The organism is Rhizobium arsenicireducens, from assembly GCF_964021225.1.
This window is the reverse complement of record NZ_CAXHYK020000001.1, coordinates 227906-247376: the sequence shown is the minus strand read 5'-3', so window position 1 is coordinate 247376 and position 19471 is coordinate 227906. Positions and strand designations below refer to the sequence as shown.

Below are 19471 nucleotides of genomic sequence, written 5' to 3'. Positions count from 1 at the left end.
CATGGCACATAGCACGACGACAACCTCGACCCACGTTCCGCCGGCCACCGGCAATGCGTCCGCCGCACGCGCGGCCCTCATCGTCATCGGATTGGTGCTGCTGATCGCCGCACCCTTCTTCCTCTACCCGATTTTCCTGATGAAGGTGCTGTGCTTTGCTCTTTTCGCCTGCGCCTTCAACCTGCTGCTTGGCTATACCGGTCTCCTGTCCTTCGGCCATGCCGCATTCTTCGGCGGAGCGGCCTATTTCACCGCCCATGCGGTGAAGGAATGGGGCTTCTCGCCGGAACTCGGCATCCTGACCGGCGTCGTCGGCGCGGCGCTGCTCGGGCTGATCATGGGCTTCTTCGCCATCCGCCGGCAGGGCATCTACTTCGCCATGATCACACTGGCGCTGTCGCAGATGTTCTTCTTCTTCTGCCTGCAGGCCGAGTTCACCCATGGCGAGGACGGCATCCAGTCGGTGCCGCGCGGCCATTTGTTCGGCTTCATCGATCTGAACCAGCCCCTCAACATGTATTTCCTGGTGCTCGCCGTCTTCGTCATCGGCCTGCTGATCATCTGGCGCTTCATAAACTCGCCCTTCGGCATGATCCTCAAGTCGATCCGCGAAAACGAGGCGCGCGCCACCTCGCTCGGCTATTCGGTCGCCCGTTACAAGCTTGGCGCTTTCGTCATGTCGGCAGCGCTGACCGGCCTTGCGGGTTCGCTCAAGGCGCTGGTCTTCCAGTTCGCCACGCTGACCGACGTCACCTGGCAGATGTCCGGCGAAGTGATCCTGATGACCCTGCTCGGTGGCATCGGTACGCTGATCGGTCCGATCTTCGGCGCCGGCCTGGTGGTGACACTCGGCAATTACCTGGCGACCACCGGCTTCCCCGTGACGGTCATCACCGGCGTGGTGTTCATGGTCTGCGTGCTGGTCTTCCGACGCGGCATCGTCGGCGAATTCTACGCCTCGCGTCTCGGCCGCAAGTTCGGCTTCGAATACCGGCGTTAAGTTCCAAGCCGGCGTCCGCCGGTTCGGGCAAAGCAACGAACAATGAATGCCGCTGCGCGCGCCTGTCGTTCGCGCGACGGAGGCTTGCGGAGTGGGAAATGGAGAGCTTCGACTATATCGTCATCGGCGCCGGCACGGCCGGCTGCGTGATGGCCAACCGCCTGGCGGCCGATCGGGCGACGCGCGTCCTGCTCTTGGAAGCGGGGGGCAGCGACAATTACCACTGGGTGCACATCCCCGTCGGCTATCTCTATTGCATCAACAATCCTCGCACCGACTGGTGCTTCACCACCGCCAAGGAAGAGGGCCTGAACGGCCGCTCGCTGAGCTATCCGCGCGGCAAGGTGCTCGGCGGCTGCTCGTCGATCAACGGCATGATCTACATGCGCGGCCAGGCCCGGGACTACGACCAGTGGCGGCAGATGGGCTGTGAGGGCTGGGGCTGGGACGATGTCCTGCCGCTGTTCAGGAAATCGGAAGACTTCTACAAAGGCGCCGACGAGATGCACGGCGCCGGCGGCGAATGGCGGGTGGAAAAGGCCCGCGTCCGCTGGGCTGTGCTCGAAGCCTTCCAGCAGGCGGCCAAGGAGGCCGGAATTCCCGAGACCGCCGACTTCAACCGCGGCAGCAATGAAGGGTCCGGCTATTTCGACGTCAACCAGCGCTCCGGTATCCGCTGGAACACCGCCAAGGCCTTCCTGCGCCCTGCCGTGAAGCGCGGCAACCTGACCGTTCTCATCAAGGCCCACGTCAAGCGCCTCATCATCGAAGATGATGCGGTGACCGGCGTCGAGGTGCATCACGACGGCGTGACCAAGCAGTTCTCGGCAAAGCGCGAGACCGTGCTGTCCGCCGGCGCGATCGGTTCGCCGCACATCCTCGAGCGCTCCGGCATCGGCCGCGGCGAGGTTTTGAAGAATGCCGGCATCGACGTGGTAAAGGACGTACGCGATGTCGGCGAGAACCTGCAGGACCACCTGCAACTCCGCCTCGCCTTCAAGGTGACCGGCGTGCCGACGCTCAACGAGAAGGCCTCGAGCCTGATCGGCAAGGCCTCGATCGGTCTGGAATACCTGCTGAAGCGCTCCGGCCCAATGGCCATGGCCCCGAGCCAGCTCGGCATCTTCACGCGCTCCGGACCCGACAAGGACACGCCCGACCTGCAATATCACGTCCAGCCTGTGACGCTGGAAAAGTTCGGCGAACCGGTCCACCCCTTCCCGGCGGTGACCGCCAGCGTCTGCAACCTGCGCCCTGAGAGCCGCGGCTCGGTCCACGCGACCGCTCCGGACTTCGCCGCCCAGCCGGTGATCGCGCCGCGCTACCTGTCGGCACCGGCCGACCGCGACGTGGCCGTCAAGGCAATCCGCCTGACCCGTAAGATTGCCCAGCAGCCGTCGTTCGCCCGCTACAATCCGCAGGAATTCAAGCCGGGCCCGGAGTACGATACCGACGAAGATCTAATGCGTGCGGCGGGCGATATCGGCACGACGATCTTCCACCCGGTCGGCACCTGCCGTATGGGTTCGGATGACCAAAGCGTCGTCGACCCGCGGTTGAGGATGCGGGCGCTCAAGCGCCTGCGCATCGCCGACGCCTCGATCATGCCGACGATTACCTCGGGCAACACCAATTCGCCGACCATCATGATCGCCGAAAAGGCGGCGGAGATGATCCTCGCGGACAACAGCTGACGCAGACACAGGAGACGTCACATGGCCACAATCGCATTTATCGGACTGGGAAACATGGGCGGGCCTATGGCCGCCAACCTCGTCAAGGCGGGGCATAGCGTGAAGGGCTTCGACCTCTCGGCCGAAATCCTCAAGGCGGTGGCCGCGTCCGGCGTGACGCCATCCAAATCGGTCGCAGAAGCGGTCGCCGGTGCCGAAGCCGTCGTCACCATGCTGCCGAAGGGTGCCCATGTGCTGTCCGTCTGGAGCGAACTCGCGTCGGTGGCAAAGGCCGGGACGCTGCTGATCGACTGTTCGACGATCGACGTCGAAAGCGCCCGCAAGGCGCATGAATTGGCTGATCACGCCGGCTGCCTGTCGCTCGATGCGCCGGTCTCCGGCGGTACTGGCGGCGCCGCTGCGGGCACACTCACCTTCATGGCTGGCGGCAGCGATGGCGCCTTTGCAAGGGCCAAGCCCGTGCTTGAAGCGATGGGCAAGAAGATCGTCCATTGCGGCACCAACGGCGCCGGCCAGGCGGCGAAGATCTGCAACAACATGATTCTCGGCATTTCCATGATCGGCGTCTGCGAGGCTTTCGCTCTCGGCGAAAAGCTGGGCTTGTCGCACCAGGCGCTGTTCGACGTCGCCTCGACCTCGTCCGGCCAGTGCTGGTCGATCAACACCTATTGCCCGGTTCCCGGCCCCGTGCCGACCTCCCCGGCCAACAACGACTACAAGCCGGGATTCGCCGCAGCCCTGATGCTGAAGGACCTGAAGCTGGCGCAGGAAGCAGCGCTTGCCGCCGGTGCAGCAACCCCGCTCGGCGCGGAAGCCGCCCAGCTCTTCGACCTGTTCGACAAGCAGGGCCATGGCGGGCGCGATTTCTCGGCCATCATCGAGATGCTGCGCGGCTGAGTCTCCTCCCTCGCCCGCACGCAAACGGCCGACGGAAGCGCTTCCGTCGGCCGTTTTGTATTCGAGAGGGGTGGAGGAGCACGACGCTGGGGGGTGGGGTGTGCCGTGCTCCTCCCGCGATGCCTATCGAGGTCATGGGCCGTCCGGCATGGGGCCGCGGGACGGCGCCGATAGGCATCGCGACGGTCCCATCTGGGATGGGACCGATGGCGTGACTATCAGCACTTCGGAACGCGCGGGCTCGCCGCGACGGTCGCTCGGACGCCGCGCAAGACGCTGAAAAGTCCGGTGACGGCCGGAAGACTGCGAAGGATGGACTGGATCGGTCGATGGGCGAAACTGGAGATCAGCCCGGGAGCCACAAGGGACGCCACGAAGGGCGACGACCCAAGGCCCGTGGCGGGCCAGAAAAGCGAGAATTCACTCGCGTCCGCAAGGACAGCGGTTCTTGCTGCGCACGTCATGTGCATCATCCCCATGTTTCATCGTCCGCTACGTCATGCGCGGAGTTCCATTCCGGAACAGAGCAAGGGTTAGGCCGCAAATCTAAACGAAGAGTAAATGCGGGCGAACCTTCCCCCATATTTACCAATCCGAAACGAAGAGGTGCCGGAGAGCGCTCGGCACCAGAACAGAGCCGGGATCAGCGGTCGTCGTCCGCCATGGCGCCGAGCAGTTTCGGCAAGTCGCCGAAGCGGGCGACCAGGCCGAAGACCAGCGCCGCGACCGCGACGAACAGGATCGACACCGAGGCCATGGTCGGCGTGTAACCATAGCGAAGCGCGTTGAAGATCTTGATCGGCAGCGTCTCCATGGTGAAGCCGACCGTCATGTAGGCGACGATATATTCGTTGAGCGACAGCACGAAGGCGAAGGCAAAGCCGGAAATCAGATAGGGCCGGATCAGCGGCAGCACGACCGTGCGAAACACCGCCCTGTCGTCGGCACCCATGGTGGCCGCCGCCTCGACCAAGGAGCGGTCGATGGCGGAAAAACCGAGCGACAGCGTGACGAGTGGCAGGGTCACGAAGAAGATTGCATGGCCGATCACCGCCGTCCAAGGCTGTCCGTAGAAGCCGGTGGCGGCCCAGAAGGTCAAAAGGCCCAGCGCCGTGATGACGGGTGGCAGGGTAAACGGTGCGATGCCGAGCACCTGGAAGATGTTGGCCCAGGGCGCAATGCGCCGCCACAGGAACCAGGCGAGCGGCAGGGCGATGGCGACCGCCAGCGCCGCCGAGGCGAGCGCCAGCAGGACTGAAGCGAAGAAGGCCGAGCGCCAGCCGGTATCGGTGAAGATCGCACCATACCAGGCGAGCGAAAAGCCCTGCGGCGGGAATGTCAGGCTCTGCTTCTCGTTGACCGAGACGCCTGCGACGACGACGATCGGGGCAGCGAGGAAGATGCCAATCAGGGCAAAGTAGAGGCGGGTCAGCAGCGTGTTCATGCCGTTTCTCCCTTGCGGCCGACAAACAGCGTCAGCGCCACCATGCCGAGCGTGACCAGCACGAGGAACACCGCCATGGCCGCGGCAAATGGCATGTTCGACTGGTAGATCGCTTGGTCGGTGATCAAGACGGACAGCGTCCAGTGCTGCGGCCGGCCGAGGATCTGCGGCAGCAGGTAGGAGCCAAGCGCGAAGATGAAGACCATGATCAGTGTCGCGAGAATGGTATTGCGAAGCGCCGGGACGACCACGGTGAAGAAGGCGCGGACGGGCGAGGCGCCGAGGGTGCGGGCCGCTTCGGTCAGCGTCGGATCAAGCCGGACCAGCGCGGGATAGAGCACAAGAACGGTATAGGGCAGCGCCTGATAGGCCATGCCGGTCAGCACCGCACCGAAGTTCGGCATCAATGCCACGGGGCTTTCCATCAGCCCGATCATGATGAGCAGGTTGGTGATGCCTGCGGTGCGCGAAAACAGCGTCGACCAGGCGAAGCCGATGATGACCTCGGAGAGCGAGAGGATCGACAGAAGCGCCACCAGCCACAACACCTGGGCTTTGCGCGACATGCGGGCGAGCAGGTAGGTGAACGGCAGGCCGGCCACGACGCAGACGACAGCGACGGCGATCGCGAGCATCAGCGAGAAGCCGAGCACACCGGCGAAGAAGGGACTGATGAAGCGAGCATAATTGTCGAGCACGAAGGCCGGCGAATAGAATCCGGCGGGATTGCGCTGGAAGAAGCTGACGGCGATCATCGTGCCGAACGGCACGACGAAGAACAGGATCAGCATGGCCGCCGGAAAGGCGAGCGGCGCATAGTCGAGAGCTTTCTGGGGCGGTTCGCGTCTCATGCGGCAAGCACCACGGCGGTCGCGGGATCGATCACCACGCCGACCTCTTGTCCAACCGAAACCATCGGCCGTTCGCGCGGCGTGGAGACGGCCACCACTTCGGCGCCGGCCACGTCGACGAAGGTCTCGATCGTGCCGCCGAGATCGCGGATGAAGGTGACGCGGCCGGTCAACCGTCCCTCCCCCGGCGCCGACAGATGAATGTCCTCCGGCCGGACCGACAGGCTGGCCGTGGACTGGCCGGCGGGCGCGGCGAAACCGGCGACCGCCTGGCCGAGCACAAGCGTGCGCCCACCCTCGACGGTCAGCGGCAGGAGATTGGTCGAGCCAATGAAATCGGCGACGAAGCGGTCGGCGGGCTTGCGGTAGATCTCGATCGGGCTCGCCGCCTGGCGGATCTTGCCGCCGTTCATCACGACGACCGTATCGGCCATGGTCATGGCCTCGCGCTGGTCGTGGGTGACGACGATGGTGGTGATGCCGAGCTGTTGCTGCAGCTTGCGCAGTTCGACCTGCATGGCCTCGCGCAGTTTGGCGTCCAGCGCCGAGAGCGGCTCGTCGAGCAGGAACAGCTTCGGCGAGATGGCGAGTGCACGGGCGATCGCCACGCGCTGGCGCTGGCCGCCGGACAGCTTGGTCACCGGGCGGTCCGCATAGCCAGTGAGATGGATCATGTCGAGCAATCCCTCCACCCGCTTGGCCTGCTCCTCGCGACCAATGCCACGAATCCTCAAGGGATAGGCGATGTTCTCTCCGACGGTCAGGTGGGGGAACAGCGCCAGCGACTGGAACACCATGCCGAGATTGCGCTTATGCGTCGGCACGGCGGTGATGTCGGCACCGTCGAGAATGATCGAACCGGCGCTCGGCTGTTCGAGGCCGGCGATCATGCGCAAAAGAGTGGTCTTGCCACAGCCGGACGGGCCCAGCAGGCAGACGAACCGTCCTTCCGGAACCGAAAGCTGTGCCTGGTCCACCGCCGTGAAGGGACCGAATTGCTTGGTGACATCGTTGAGGATGAGTCCGGACATCATGTCTCCGAGAGAATTAAGGTCGTGGAAATTTGCCCCGGTGTGCCCCAGCAGCGCCATCCCATCAAGGGTTTTGATTGTGGCGTGACCTAGTACGGGGTTCAAACGGGATGCTTGCCCGTCCTCCCGTTGCCCCTCCCCGCAAGGGGAGGAGCGGCGTCGAGAAGGCGATCAGCCGACGATCAGTTCCGTCCACTTCTGGTTCAGCCAGTCCGCCTTGGTCTGGTAGAGGTCGTAGCGCGGAATGATCGGATCGATGTCGGAGGACACGGCGGCGAATTCTTCGTCCGTCAGATCGAGCAGTTCGCGCTTGACGGTCGGCGCGGTGCCGACCTTGCGCGACAGCGTCGCCTGGATGGCCGGCTGGCACATGTAGTCGATGAAGACATGGGCTTCTTCCGACTTTTCCGAAGCGCGCGACAGGGCCCAGCAGCCCGAGTCCAGAATGCCGCCTTCCTTGGGGAAGGTGGAACGGACAGGATGGCCGTCGGCGGCCGCAAGGCCGGTCACGTCGTGATAGTATTGACCCATCGGGATTTCGCCCGACTTCAGCGCCTGTTCGAATTGGGCTTCGTCACGATACCAGAGGCGGACGTTCGGCTTCACTTCGGCGAGCTTTTCGAAGGCCTTGAGAATGCCTTCCTCGGTGTCGAGTGCATTGGTACCGCCGAAATGGGTCTTGGCCGTCACTTCCAGCAGGAAGGAATTGGAGACTAGCGCCAGAAGGCCGAGCTTGTCCGCGTTTGCCGGATCCCAGAGGGCCTCCCAGGAGGTCGGCGCTTCCTTGAATACATCGGTATTGGTGACCAGCGTGATATACCAGGCGACGGCACCAATACCGGCAACACGGCCATCCGGGTATTTGTTGACGAAGGCGTCGATCAGGCCTGAAGCGTTCTTGATCTTATCCATGTCGAGCGGCGTCCAAAGGTCGGTGGACTGGCCCTTGAGCATGGCGACCTGCGACATCATCGAGACATCGGCCGGTGCCTGACCGGCCTTGGCGGCCTGTTCGAGCTGCACCAGCCAGGCTTCGCCGGTCGGCTCGGCAACCGATTCCACCGCGATGCCGCTCGCCTTGGTAAATTCCGGGAAGATGTTCTTGTCGAACGAATCCTTGAAGTAGCCGCCATAGACGCCGACCTTCAGCGACTTGTCCTGGGCCCTGAGGATCGACGGCATGGCGAGCATGCCGACACCGGCGAGCGAGCCGGCCAGCACGCCGCGGCGGCCGACGGAAGTGTTGAGGATTTTTTTCATGGTCCTGTTCCCTTGTCTTCGTTGGTTATCATGAAGTCGTATCCGGGCGCCGATCACGCCGTCCCGGCAAAATACCAGTTGCTCAGCGGCCCTTGATGGCCGGACTATAGACCATCAGGCTGAGGATTTCGAAGAGAACCTGCGCGCCGGCATGGGCCGTATTGTGGGTCGCGTCATATTGCGGAGCGACCTCCACGACGTCGCCGCCGACCAGATTCATGCCCTTCAGCCCGCGGATCAGTTCGAGCACTTCGCGCGAGGTAAGCCCGCCCACTTCCGGCGTGCCGGTACCGGGCGCGATGCTCGGATCGAGGCTGTCGATGTCGAAAGAGAGATAGGTCGGGCCGTCGCCGATGATCTTCTTCGTCTTTTCGATGATGGCAGGCATGCCGAGACCGGTGATCTCCTCCGCATGGATGACGGTCATGCCGGACTCATAGGAAAATTCCCAGAGATATTCCGCCGAGCCGCGAATGCCGATCTGGATCGTGCGCGCAGGGTCGAGGGAACCATCAAGCACGGCGTTGCGGAAGGGACCGCCGTGATGGAATTTCGACTGGTCGAAAGGCCCGCCGGTATCGCAATGGGCATCGATGTGAACCAGGCCGACCGGGCCATGCTTGCGGGCAATGGGCTTCAGGATGGACTGGCTGATCGAGTGGTCGCCGCCGACCGAGAGCGGCAGAATGCCGGCGTCTACAATCTTGGTCACATAGCGCTCGATGTCCTCATGGCTGAGCTCCAGACGATAGCGGCTGGAGAAGGGTACGTCGCCGATGTCGGCGACCCTGAGGTCGAACACCGGAGCGCAGTCGAGCACATGATTATAGGGACCGATGCGGTCGATGGCACGCAAGGCGCGCGGCCCGAATCGCGAGCCCGGACGGTTGGTCACCCCCAGGTCCATCGGCATGCCGACGATCGCCACCTGCAGGTCGCCGAAATCGGGGTTCTGCGGATCGACGGGACGATGGGGCGCAGACAGGAAGGTGGGGACGCCAGCATAGGGCGCGGCACGCGTTCCGTTTCGGAAGATCTTCTCTCCAACCTTGGCAAACTTCGGATCGAAGATCTCGCCGACGCTGTCCCCACCGAATTTGGCGCGCAACACGGCCAGCTTCTTTTCATCGAACGTCATGGCTTTCACCCTCTTGTCATCGGCATGCGCGACAGCCTGCCCACAGCGTCTGTTTAATCAGCAGATCTTAGCCCTGCCTCTAATGTGAGCATTAATTCGCAAAGCCTATGGAAATGCAATTCACGATGTTATAGCAATCGCTGTGAGAAAAATTCACAAAGTCTGACTCGATGTCCAGCCGCCTGCCGCCACTCAATCCGCTTCGCGCCTTCGAGGCCGCAGCCCGCCGCGGCTCGATCTCGGCCGCCGCACGGGAATTGAACGTCACTCATGGCGCGGTCAGTCACCAGATCCGGACGCTCGAGGAAAGCCTGAAGGCCGCGCTATTCGAGCGCGGCGGAAAACGGCTGAAACTGACGCCCCAGGGCGCTCTTTTGCTGCCCGCGGTTTCTTCGGCGTTCGATGGTATTGCCGCCGCCACGGCACTGATGAATCGGCCCTCAACCAGCGGCAGCCTGCGTATTTCCTGCGTACCGGCGCTGCTTTCGCTCTGGCTCATTCCGCGCATGAACGGTTTTGCGGAACGCTATCCAGAAATCAGCCTCACGCTCAGTTCGAGCAACGATGCCAATCTCATTCACTCTCCGGACATCGACGTCGCCATTCTCTACGGACCCGGCAACTGGCGCGACTGCTGGACGCGGCAATGGAGCACCCTGCAGCTTTTTCCCGTCGCCTCCCCGACCCTTCTTAACTCCCGGCCGCTACGCTCTATCCGGGATCTGCGCGACCATGTGCTTCTGCACGGCGACGATGGCCGGGAATGGAACACGTGGCTGGCGGCAGCCGACCAATTGGACATGCCGCGCGGGCGCGAACACTTCATGAGCGATGCACGCCTGTCGACCGAGGCTGCCCGTTACGGACAGGGCGTGGCGCTGGGTGACAGCATCACAGCCTCCAGCCTGATCGCCGCCGGCGAACTGGTCATTCCCTTCGATCTTTCCGTCCCTGCGAGCAATGCCTTCTATGTGGCAACGCGCAACGATCTGCGTGCGGCACCGATCGTCCGCGTCTTCATCGATTGGCTGTTCGCCACCCTGGAGAACGAGCGCAGTTCGCAGATGAGCCCGGCGATCCGCAGCCGCTCCCCGCGGAATGCGAGGATCCAACCGGCCACGGCACCCATTTCTTCCGACCCCGGCGCAAGTGCCAAAGACACCCCCTGAACAGACGAGCATCACCATGCCTGTATCCGCCTTCAATCCCTTGATCTCCCGCCTCTCGCCGCCTCCAGTCCCTTCGGTTTTTGCCTGGGCCGGCGCTTATGACGGCGCTTGCGGCCCGCTGATCGACCTGAGCCAAGCAGTCCCCGGCTATCCGCCGCATCCAGACATGCTGCGCTGGCTCGGCGAGACGGCCGCGTCGCGCGCCTATGCGGGCTACGGCCCGATTGAAGGCGAGCCAGACCTGCGCGCGGCCTATGCCAAAGAGATGACGGAAGTCTACGATGCTGCGATCCGGGCGGAGAACATCCACATCACCTCGGGCTGCAACCAGGCCTTCATGGCCGCCGCCATGGCGATTGCCGGGCCGGGCGATGCGGTGGCGCTGACCGATCCCTACTACTTCAACCAGGAAACCACACTGGCGATGATGGGCATCGAACGCCGTCTGCTGTGGCTCGATCCGGCCAGCGGCTTCGTTCCCGAGATCGGCGCCGTGCGCAAGATCCTCGCAACCGGCGTCAAGGCGCTCGGGCTCGTTTCGCCCAACAACCCCACCGGGGCGATCTATCCGGCCGGGCTGCTGCGCGAAATCTTCGACGCCTGCCGCAAGGCCGGCGCCTGGCTGATGCTGGACGAGACCTATCGCGATTTCCTGCCGGAGGGCCAGCGCCCGCATGACCTGCTGTCCGTGCCCGGCTGGGAGGACAACCTGATCCTGCTCTACTCCTTCTCGAAGTCATTCTGCATTCCGGGCCATCGGCTGGGCGCGGTGACGGCTGGCCCAAAGGCTGTGGCCGAGATCGCCAAGGTGATGGACAACCTGCAGATCTGCGCGCCCCGCGCCCCGCAGGCGGCCGTCGCCCGCGCTATCCCGGCGCTGAAGGACTGGCGCAACGCCAATCGCGCCGAGATTGCCAGACGCGCCGAGACGCTGCGCGCCGTGATGGCCGGGCTGCCAGACTGGAAGATGGATTCGATCGGCGCCTATTTCGCCTTCATCCGCCATCCCTTCCCCGGTACGCCCTCGGCGAAGGTGGCAGAGAAACTGGCAAAAGAGGCCGGCGTGGTGTGCATTCCCGGCGCCTATTTCGGCGAGGGCCAGGAAAACTATCTGCGCTTTGCCTTTGCCAATGCCGACAGCGAAACGATCACATCGTTGACCGCGCGGCTGTCCAGCTTCACGCTGGGCTGAAGAGCAACAAGGAACACCGATCTCATGACGGCACGGCGCATCGCAATCATAGGCGGGGGGCCGGCGGGTCTGATGGCCGCCGAACATCTGTCGCGCGCCGGTCATGCCGTCACGGTCTACGAGGCCATGCCGACGGTGGCGCGAAAATTCCTGCTGGCCGGAAAGTCGGGGCTTAACATCACCCACGCCGAGGCCTATGAGCACTTCGTCAACCGCTTCGGCACGGCGGCGCAATGGCTGCGCCCAATGCTCGACGGGTTCACGCCAACGAACGTGCGCGACTGGGCAGCAGGCCTTGGAACCGAAACCTTCACCGGCACGTCGGGCCGGGTGTTTCCCAAGGCAATGAAGGCCTCGCCGCTCTTGCGCGCCTGGTTGAAACGGCTGGAAGCGCAAGGCGTGACAATCCTCACCCGCCACCGCTGGATCGGCTTCGACGGCAATGCCTGCCGGATCGACACGCCGCATGGCCAGGAGACCGTCGAGGCCGACGCCGTACTGCTGGCGCTCGGCGGCGCGAGCTGGCCGCGGCTCGGCTCGGACGCCGTCTGGGTTCCGTGGCTTAAGGTCATGGGCGTTGATGTCGCTCCGTTCCGCCCCGCCAATTGCGGCTTCGCCTGCGCCTTTTCCGAGACCTTCGCCGAACGCTTCGCCGGCGAGCCGGTCAAATCGGTGACCGCGACAAGCGCCGCCGGGACCAGCCAGGGCGAATTCGTCATCAGCCGCAACGGTATCGAGGGCAGCCTGATCTACGCCCATGCCAGCGCCCTGCGCGACGCCTTGCAGAAGGACGGCACGGCCAGCCTCATTCTCGACCTCGCACCCGGCCGAACCATCGACAAGCTCGCCCACGATCTGGAACGGCAGGATGCCAAGGCGAGCTTTTCCAACCGCTTGCGCAAGGGTGCCGGGCTAGAGGGGGTGAAAGCCGCCCTGCTGCGTGAACACGCTCCCGACGCCAACCGTCTCGATGCCCGGCACCTTGCCGAAACGATCAAGGCGCTACCTCTGCCAGTCACGTCGCCGCGGCCGATCGCCGAGGCGATCTCGTCGGCCGGCGGCATCACCTTGGACAGCGTCGACGAAAACCTGATGCTCAACGCCCTGCCCGGCGCCTTCGTCGCCGGTGAGATGCTCGACTGGGAGGCGCCAACCGGCGGCTACCTGCTGACCGCCTGTCTGGCGAGCGGCCTAACCGCCGCCCGCGGCATCGAAGCCTGGCTGGCGAACAACGCCTAGCCTACCGCTCCTCCTGTAACCGGCAATTTGACACCCATATGGAATGGAAATTCCATTTGCCCCTACATTGCTTGTCCGCGTTTTCCTCGTCTTTCCCAAGATATAGCCAAAATCTACCTGGCACGACGATCTGTACGTTGACGCACTCAGGAAAAAATGGAATAAATTATCTGCATTTTAGGATCGACGGTCTATTCATTCCGTTTTATCCGACGCGTCGGGAGCGCGGAACGAGTGCAGGTCGGCCCAAAGGCCGGTCTCCGGCAGGAGAAGGTGAGCCGGGCACCATCTGAGGAGGAAATATCATGAAGAAGCTCATTCTGGGCGCCGCCATGTCCGTTCTGTTGAGCACGGCCGCCCATGCGGAAACCGTCGGCGTGTCGATGGCACTGTTCGACGACAACTTCCTGACCGTGCTGCGCAACGGCATGCAGGACTATGCCAAGACGCTCGACGGCGTGACGCTGCAGGTCGAAGACGCGCAGAACGACGTTGCCAAGCAGCAGAGCCAGATCCAGAACTTCATCGCCGCCGGCGTCGATGCGATCATCGTCAACCCGGTCGACACCGACGCGACCGTCGCCATGTCGAAGATCGCCGCCGATGCCGGCATTCCGCTGGTCTATGTCAACCGCGAGCCGATCAACGTCAACGAACTGCCGGACAAGCAGTCCTTCGTCGCCTCGGAAGAAATCGTCGCCGGAACGCTGGAAGCCCAGGAAGTCTGCCGTCTGCTCGGCGGCAAGGGCAAGGCCGTCGTGATGATGGGCGAACTGTCCAACCAGGGCGCCCGTATGCGTACCAAGGCCGTCCACGACGTCCTCGCCACCGACGAATGCAAGGGCATCGAGATCGTCGAGGAGCAGACCGCCAACTGGCAGCGCACGCAGGGTTCCGACCTGGTGACCAACTGGCTGTCGAGCGGGCTGGAGTTCAACGCCGTCATCGCCAACAATGACGAAATGGCGATCGGCGCAGCACAAGCGCTCAAAGCCGCCGGCAAGGACATGAAGGACTATGTCGTGGCCGGTGTCGACGCCACCCAGGACGCGCTGGCGGCCATGGAAGCGGGCGACATCGACGTCACCGTGTTCCAGAACGCCGCAGGCCAAGGCAAGGGCGCCCTCGACGCGGCCTTGAAGATCGCCAAGGGCGAGAGCGTCGAGAAGAAGGTCTACATTCCCTTCGAACTCGTGACGCCCGAAAACCTCAAGGACTACCAGAGCAAGAACTGATCTCCTAAGGGATCACGGGAATGCGGGTCCGGGCCCGCATTCCCTCGCACGAAGCGTGAGGAAAACTCCAATGGTCAGTCCGACAACCATGGCCGCAGTCCGCAAGAGCGGCGCCATTCCCACCTCGGAATACCTTCTGACGGCCGAGGGTGTGCGCAAGGAGTTCCCGGGTGTCGTTGCTCTCGACGACGTGACCTTCCGGCTGAAGCGCGGCAGCGTGCACGCGCTGATGGGGGAAAACGGCGCCGGCAAGTCGACGCTGATGAAGATCCTCGCCGGCATCTACCATCCCGACAAGGGGACGGTGCGATTGAAGGGCGTCGACATACGGCTGGAATCGCCGCTCGACGCGCTGGAGAACGGCATCGCCATGATCCATCAGGAACTCAACCTGATGGCACCGATGACGGTGGCGGAAAACATCTGGATCCGCCGCGAACCGCTCACCCGCCTCGGCTTCGTCGACCACAAGGAGATGAACCGCAAGACGGCGGAACTCTTCAACCGGCTGAACATTTCCATCCACCCGCAGACCAAAGTCGTCGAGCTGTCGGTCGCCAACCGGCAGATGGTCGAGATCGCCAAGGCTGTCTCCTACGAATCCGATGTGCTGATCATGGACGAGCCGACCTCGGCGCTGACCGAGCGCGAGGTGGAGCATCTGTTCCAGATCATCCGCGGCCTGCGCGACCAGGGCATCGGCATCGTCTACATCACCCACAAGATGAGCGAACTGTTCGAGATCGCCGACGAGTTCTCGGTCTTCCGCGACGGCAAGTATATCGGCACCCACGCCTCCACCGACGTGACGCGCGACGACATCATCCGCATGATGGTCGGCCGCGAGATCACCCAGATGTTCCCCAAGGAAGACGTGCCGCTCGGCGAGGTCGTACTGTCGGTCAAGAACCTGACGCTCAACGGCGTGTTCAGGAACGTCTCCTTCGACGTGCGCGCCGGCGAAATCCTCGGCGTCGCCGGCCTCGTCGGTTCCGGCCGCTCCAACGTCGCCGAGACGATTTTCGGCGTGACGCCGGCCTCGTCTGGGACGATCGAGATCGATGGCAAGCCGGTCGACGTCTTCAGCCCGACGGAAGCGATCCGCCATCGCATGGCTTTCCTGACCGAAGACCGCAAGGAAACCGGCTGCCTGCTTATCCTAAACGTGCTGGAAAACATGCAGCTCGCGGTGCTGCAGGACAGGTTCGTCAAGAACGGCTTCGTCGAACAATCGACGCTTTCGGCCGAATGCGAGGACATGTGCCGCAAGCTCCGGGTCAAGACGCCTAACATGAACGAGCGCATCGAGAATCTCTCGGGCGGTAATCAGCAGAAGGTCCTGATCGGCCGTTGGATGCTGACCAATCCGCGCATCCTGATCCTCGACGAGCCGACCCGCGGGATCGATGTCGGCGCCAAGGCGGAAATCCACCGGCTGGTGACGGAGATGGCGAAGACCGGCGTCGCCGTGATCATGATCTCGTCGGAAATGCCGGAAGTGCTCGGCATGAGCGACCGCATCATGGTCATGCACGAGGGCCGCGTCACCGGCTTCCTCGAGCGCGCGGAAGCCACACAGATCAGGGTCATGGATCTGGCGTCGCGCTGAGCCGCAGCCGTCCACGAACCTTCGAGGGAGGAAAGAATGAATAGCAATACCGTGGCCAAAGGCGAGGTCGACCTGAAGACCGGAACGCCGCACCAGCGGCGCATTCCTCCGGAGGCGAACATATTCCTCGTGCTGATCGGCATCGCATTGATCTTCGAACTGCTCGGCTGGCTGTTCGTCGGTCAGAGCTTTCTCATGAACCCACAGCGCCTCACGATCATGATCCTGCAGGTCTCGGTGATCGGCATCATCGCGGTCGGCGTGACCCAGGTCATCATCACCGGCGGCATCGACCTCTCCTCCGGTTCGGTCGTCGGCATGACGGCGATGTTCTCGGCGAGCTTTGCCCAGGCTTCAACCTGGCCGCGGGCACTTTATCCGAGCCTCACCGACATGCCGTTCTTCGTGCCGATTGCGGTCGGCATCGCGGTCGGCTTGCTCGCCGGCTTCATCAACGGCCAGTTGATCGCCCGCACCAAGATCCCGCCCTTCATCGCCACGCTCGGCATGATGGTGACGGCGCGCGGCATTTCCAAGTGGTACACCAAGGGCCAGCCGGTCTCTGGCCTGAGCGAAGATTTCATCTTCATCGGCACGGGCATTGCCCCGGTCGTCGTCTTCCTCGTCGTTGCGATCATCTTCCACATCGCCTTGCGCTACACCCGCTACGGCAAGTTCACCTATGCAATCGGCGCCAATGTCCAGGCGGCCCGCGTCTCTGGCATCAACGTCGAAGCCCACCTGATCAAGGTCTATGCGATCGCCGGCATGCTGGCGGGCCTGGCCGGCGTCGTGACCGCTGCCCGCGCCCAGACCGCACAGGCCGGCATGGGGGTGATGTATGAGCTCGACGCGATTGCTGCCGCTGTCATCGGCGGAACGTCGCTTGCCGGCGGCGCCGGCCGCATCACCGGCACGGTGATCGGCACGATCATCCTCGGCGTGATGACCTCCGGCTTCACCTTCCTGAGAGTGGACGCCTACTACCAGGAGATCATCAAGGGCATGATCATCGTCACAGCCGTCGTCGCCGACGTCTACCGGCAGAAGAAACGCAAGGTCTAAACGATAACTCCCAGCGCGAAAGCCACCTGGCGGCGCCCTGGCGCCGCCTTTTTCTTTCGGGCGCGACCGTTACCGCTTCGAAACCTTGACCGCCGGACCGCCCGCCCTTTCGAACTCGACCACGGTCTTTGCCACCGGTAGGCCGAATTTCGTCACCAGCGCGGTGTTGATCACCGTGCCGTCGCTGCGCAGGACCATCTTGTCGTAGAAGCGGACCTTGTTCGCCTGCTTGGCGGAATCGAGATAAACGAGATAGTTGAAGCGCGCGACATTGCCGTGGAGTGTCACTTTGGTTTCCCCGATCACATCCTCGCGCGTTCCGGAATAGGTGGACGGGCCGGTCTTGACGAAACGCCAGGTCTTCGTATCGCGAGTACCGTCATCGAATACGAAATCCTCGCGCAGCGTCAGCGTTCGTCCGTCCCATTTGCCGGTGAGATCGACGGTGAATTTGCGTTTCACGCCGTTGATGGCGCTGAACGATCCGACGGCCTTGCTTTTGCCGGCGAAGAAATCTTCGAACCTGAATGGCTCTGCCGCCGCAGCGCCGGTGGAGACGGAAGCCAGTGTAAGGAAGAGAAATCCGGACATCAACGAGGTGGTCTTCGACATGTGCATTGCTCCTATGTGAAAGCTCTCACTGTCTACGGTTCGCTTGCGCCTCCGGATCTTCGAGCCCTTCAATTCACCAGGAAATGGCAGTGCCGTCATAGGCGTAGAAGCCGCCCGTCTGGGCTGGCTCCAACGCATCCAGAACCGCGAGCATGCGCCGCACGCTGTCGCCGGGCGAGAATCGATCATGGCCTGCCGAAAAGCGATCGGAGAGCGAGGTCGCGACGGTTCCGGGATGCAGCGCCGCCACCACCGCCTGCGGCCGCGTTCGGGCGATCTCTATCGAGGACGTGCGCACGATCTGGTTCAGCGCCGCCTTGGAGGCGCGGTAGGAGATCCAACCGCCAAGCCGATTGTCGCCGATCGATCCGACCCGCGCCGACAGGAAGGCGATCAGGCTGCGGCGGTCGCGGTGCAGCAGGCCGGTGAAATGCTTGAGCACCAGCGCCGGGCCGATGGCATTGAGGGCGAACTGCGCCGCCATCGCATCCGGTTCGATGGCACGGATCGATTTTTCCGGGCCGACGCCATCGATGGTCAGCGCACCGGTGGCGCAGACGATCACGTCAAACTTGATCCCCTCGCCTTCCAGCCGCTGGGCGGCGGCAGCAACGGAAGCCTCGTCGGTTACGTCGAAACCATCGTCGCGGCGAGAGAGGCCGATCGCCTGCGCGCAGGTCGGATCATCCTCGAAGGCGTCGAGAAAGGCAGAGCCGATGCCGCCCGATGCGCCGAGCACCAGGGCGTGATAGCCGCGCCCGAGCGACGGCAGAACTTCGGTTTCCATGATCGGCCCTCCCGCGGCACAACGGCAAGGCATGGATACAGTCGCCGCCACGCCTCTGGCATCGTCTACGGCGGGGAGCCGACGGTGGATCAATGGCTACGGAAGCGAGAGCAAACTATCCCTCGACCGTCACCCAGCGCTGTTCGGCAAAGGACTGTGCCATCGCATGGACGCTGCGCTCGATTCTGAGGCCGTCGTCGAAGCCGATCACATGCGCCTTGCCCCCGCCGATCGCATCGATCAGTTCGCGGCATTCGATGACCTTCAGGTCGTTGAAGCCGAGGCCGTGGCCGGGGGCCGGGATGAAGCGGTCGTACGGCTTGTGATGCGGGGCGGCGAGAATGGTACGAAAGCCCTGCTCCTCCGGCCGGCCGGTGGCCTGGTAGAGCTGGAACTCGTTCATGCGTTCCTGGTCGAACAGGATCGAGCCGGCCGAGCCGAAGATCTGCACGCCGATGCGGCCCTTGCGGCCCCAGGCCGAACGATTGGCCATCAGCGCGGCGGAGATACCGCCCTCGAGGCGGAGAAGCACGCTGGCAATGTCGTGGTTCTCGACCGGTCGGCTACCACCGCCGGCCAGCGGCCGCGTCTCGTAGGGCTTCACCATGTCGGTCACCACCGCCTCGACATGGCCGAACAGCGTGAACAGCAGCGACAGCGGATGCACGGCAAAGTCGTCGAGCGCGCCATAGCCGGACGAGGCTTCGCTCTTCCAGGTGAAGGACTGGGCCGGGTCGGCCATGAAGTCCTCGTCCATCTCGACGCGGACATGGTTCACCGCGCCGATCGCACCCTCCTCGATCAACCGGCGGATATGACGGATCATCGGGCTCTGGATATAGTTGTAGCCCATGACCGCGACCTTGCCCGACCGGGTGGCCGCGTCACGCATGCGGATCGCGTCGGCCAGCGCCGGCGCCATCGGCTTTTCGCACCAGACATGCTTGCCGGCTTCGAGGGCGGCGATCGCCATCTCGGCATGGAAGGCGTTGGGCGTCGTCACCGAGATGACGTCGATTGACGGGTCGGATAGCAGGTCCCGCCAGTTGCCGGTCGACCTGGCAAAGCCGAGTTCCGCCGCCTTCTTCGCCGCAAGCTCGGCATTGACCTCGGCCAGCCTCACCAGCCTTGGACGCTCGATGTCACCGAAGATACTGGAAACATTGTTCCACGCCAGTGCGTGGCACTTGCCCATATAGCCGGTGCCGATGAGCCCGATGCCGAGACCAGCCATGTCTCCCTCCCAGA

At 63.5% G+C, this 19471-nt stretch carries 17 protein-coding genes; 9 read left to right on the top strand and 8 right to left on the bottom strand.

Annotated features, from left to right (window positions below; genetic code table 11):
• Nucleotide 1: 1 nt before the first annotated feature.
• From ACWPVA_RS01180 to mmsB, 3 genes are all read left to right on the top strand, one after another.
• Nucleotides 2-1000, top strand: coding sequence for a branched-chain amino acid ABC transporter permease (locus tag ACWPVA_RS01180; RefSeq protein WP_454285928.1), 999 nt, complete (start codon nucleotides 2-4; stop codon nucleotides 998-1000).
• Between the two features lie 98 nt (nucleotides 1001-1098).
• Nucleotides 1099-2694 (top strand): GMC family oxidoreductase, encoded by a 1596-nt coding sequence (locus ACWPVA_RS01175; protein WP_454285927.1) that lies wholly within the window; start codon nucleotides 1099-1101, stop codon nucleotides 2692-2694.
• A 21-nt stretch (nucleotides 2695-2715) separates the two neighbouring features.
• Complete coding sequence (gene mmsB, locus ACWPVA_RS01170; protein ID WP_454285926.1) at nucleotides 2716-3591, top strand: 3-hydroxyisobutyrate dehydrogenase; 876 nt, start codon at nucleotides 2716-2718, stop codon at nucleotides 3589-3591.
• Nucleotides 3592-4234: 643 nt separating this feature from the next.
• Here mmsB and ACWPVA_RS01165 read toward each other — a convergent pair.
• From ACWPVA_RS01165 to speB, 5 genes are all read right to left on the bottom strand, one after another.
• Nucleotides 4235-5035, bottom strand: a complete 801-nt coding sequence (locus tag ACWPVA_RS01165; RefSeq protein ID WP_454285925.1) for an ABC transporter permease — start codon at nucleotides 5033-5035, stop codon at nucleotides 4235-4237.
• Nucleotides 5032-5886 carry an ABC transporter permease gene (locus ACWPVA_RS01160; RefSeq protein ID WP_454285924.1) on the bottom strand — a complete coding sequence of 285 codons (855 nt, stop codon included), beginning with the start codon at nucleotides 5884-5886 and terminating at the stop codon, nucleotides 5032-5034. Before ACWPVA_RS01160 ends, ACWPVA_RS01165 begins: the two co-directional genes overlap by 4 nt.
• On the bottom strand, nucleotides 5883-6917 hold the full coding sequence (locus ACWPVA_RS01155; RefSeq protein ID WP_454285923.1) for an ABC transporter ATP-binding protein: 1035 nt from the start codon (nucleotides 6915-6917) through the stop codon (nucleotides 5883-5885). The genes ACWPVA_RS01160 and ACWPVA_RS01155 overlap by 4 nt, the downstream gene beginning before the upstream one ends.
• A gap of 171 nt (nucleotides 6918-7088) precedes the next feature.
• Nucleotides 7089-8177, bottom strand: coding sequence for an ABC transporter substrate-binding protein (locus ACWPVA_RS01150; RefSeq protein ID WP_454285922.1), 1089 nt, complete (start codon nucleotides 8175-8177; stop codon nucleotides 7089-7091).
• 82 nt (nucleotides 8178-8259) lie between these two features.
• Nucleotides 8260-9315, bottom strand: coding sequence for an agmatinase (speB, locus tag ACWPVA_RS01145; protein ID WP_454285921.1), 1056 nt, complete (start codon nucleotides 9313-9315; stop codon nucleotides 8260-8262).
• A gap of 170 nt (nucleotides 9316-9485) precedes the next feature.
• Between speB and gcvA the strand changes: the two genes are divergently transcribed.
• The 6 genes from gcvA (at nucleotide 9486) to ACWPVA_RS01115 (ending at nucleotide 16824) form a co-directional block, all read left to right on the top strand.
• Nucleotides 9486-10484, top strand: a complete 999-nt coding sequence (gene gcvA / locus ACWPVA_RS01140; RefSeq protein ID WP_454285920.1) for a transcriptional regulator GcvA — start codon at nucleotides 9486-9488, stop codon at nucleotides 10482-10484.
• Nucleotides 10485-10500: 16 nt separating this feature from the next.
• Nucleotides 10501-11676, top strand: a complete 1176-nt coding sequence (locus ACWPVA_RS01135) for an aminotransferase (RefSeq protein WP_454285919.1) — start codon at nucleotides 10501-10503, stop codon at nucleotides 11674-11676.
• 24 nt (nucleotides 11677-11700) lie between these two features.
• Entirely contained in the window at nucleotides 11701-12915 is a 1215-nt protein-coding gene (locus ACWPVA_RS01130; RefSeq protein ID WP_454285918.1) for a TIGR03862 family flavoprotein, read from the top strand.
• A 305-nt stretch (nucleotides 12916-13220) separates the two neighbouring features.
• Entirely contained in the window at nucleotides 13221-14150 is a 930-nt protein-coding gene (locus ACWPVA_RS01125) for a sugar ABC transporter substrate-binding protein (protein ID WP_454285917.1), read from the top strand.
• 70 nt (nucleotides 14151-14220) lie between these two features.
• Entirely contained in the window at nucleotides 14221-15759 is a 1539-nt protein-coding gene (locus ACWPVA_RS01120) for a sugar ABC transporter ATP-binding protein (protein ID WP_454285916.1), read from the top strand.
• Nucleotides 15760-15795: 36 nt separating this feature from the next.
• On the top strand, nucleotides 15796-16824 hold the full coding sequence (locus tag ACWPVA_RS01115; protein WP_454285915.1) for an ABC transporter permease: 1029 nt from the start codon (nucleotides 15796-15798) through the stop codon (nucleotides 16822-16824).
• A 69-nt stretch (nucleotides 16825-16893) separates the two neighbouring features.
• Here ACWPVA_RS01115 and ACWPVA_RS01110 read toward each other — a convergent pair whose 3' ends face one another.
• The 3 genes from ACWPVA_RS01110 to ACWPVA_RS01100 form a co-directional block, all read right to left on the bottom strand.
• Nucleotides 16894-17436, bottom strand: coding sequence for a DUF3833 family protein (locus tag ACWPVA_RS01110; RefSeq protein ID WP_454285914.1), 543 nt, complete (start codon nucleotides 17434-17436; stop codon nucleotides 16894-16896).
• 73 nt (nucleotides 17437-17509) lie between these two features.
• Complete coding sequence (locus ACWPVA_RS01105; RefSeq protein WP_454285913.1) at nucleotides 17510-18223, bottom strand: SDR family NAD(P)-dependent oxidoreductase; 714 nt, start codon at nucleotides 18221-18223, stop codon at nucleotides 17510-17512.
• A 115-nt stretch (nucleotides 18224-18338) separates the two neighbouring features.
• Nucleotides 18339-19457, bottom strand: a complete 1119-nt coding sequence (locus tag ACWPVA_RS01100; protein WP_454285912.1) for a Gfo/Idh/MocA family protein — start codon at nucleotides 19455-19457, stop codon at nucleotides 18339-18341.
• Nucleotides 19458-19471: the final 14 nt, after the last annotated feature.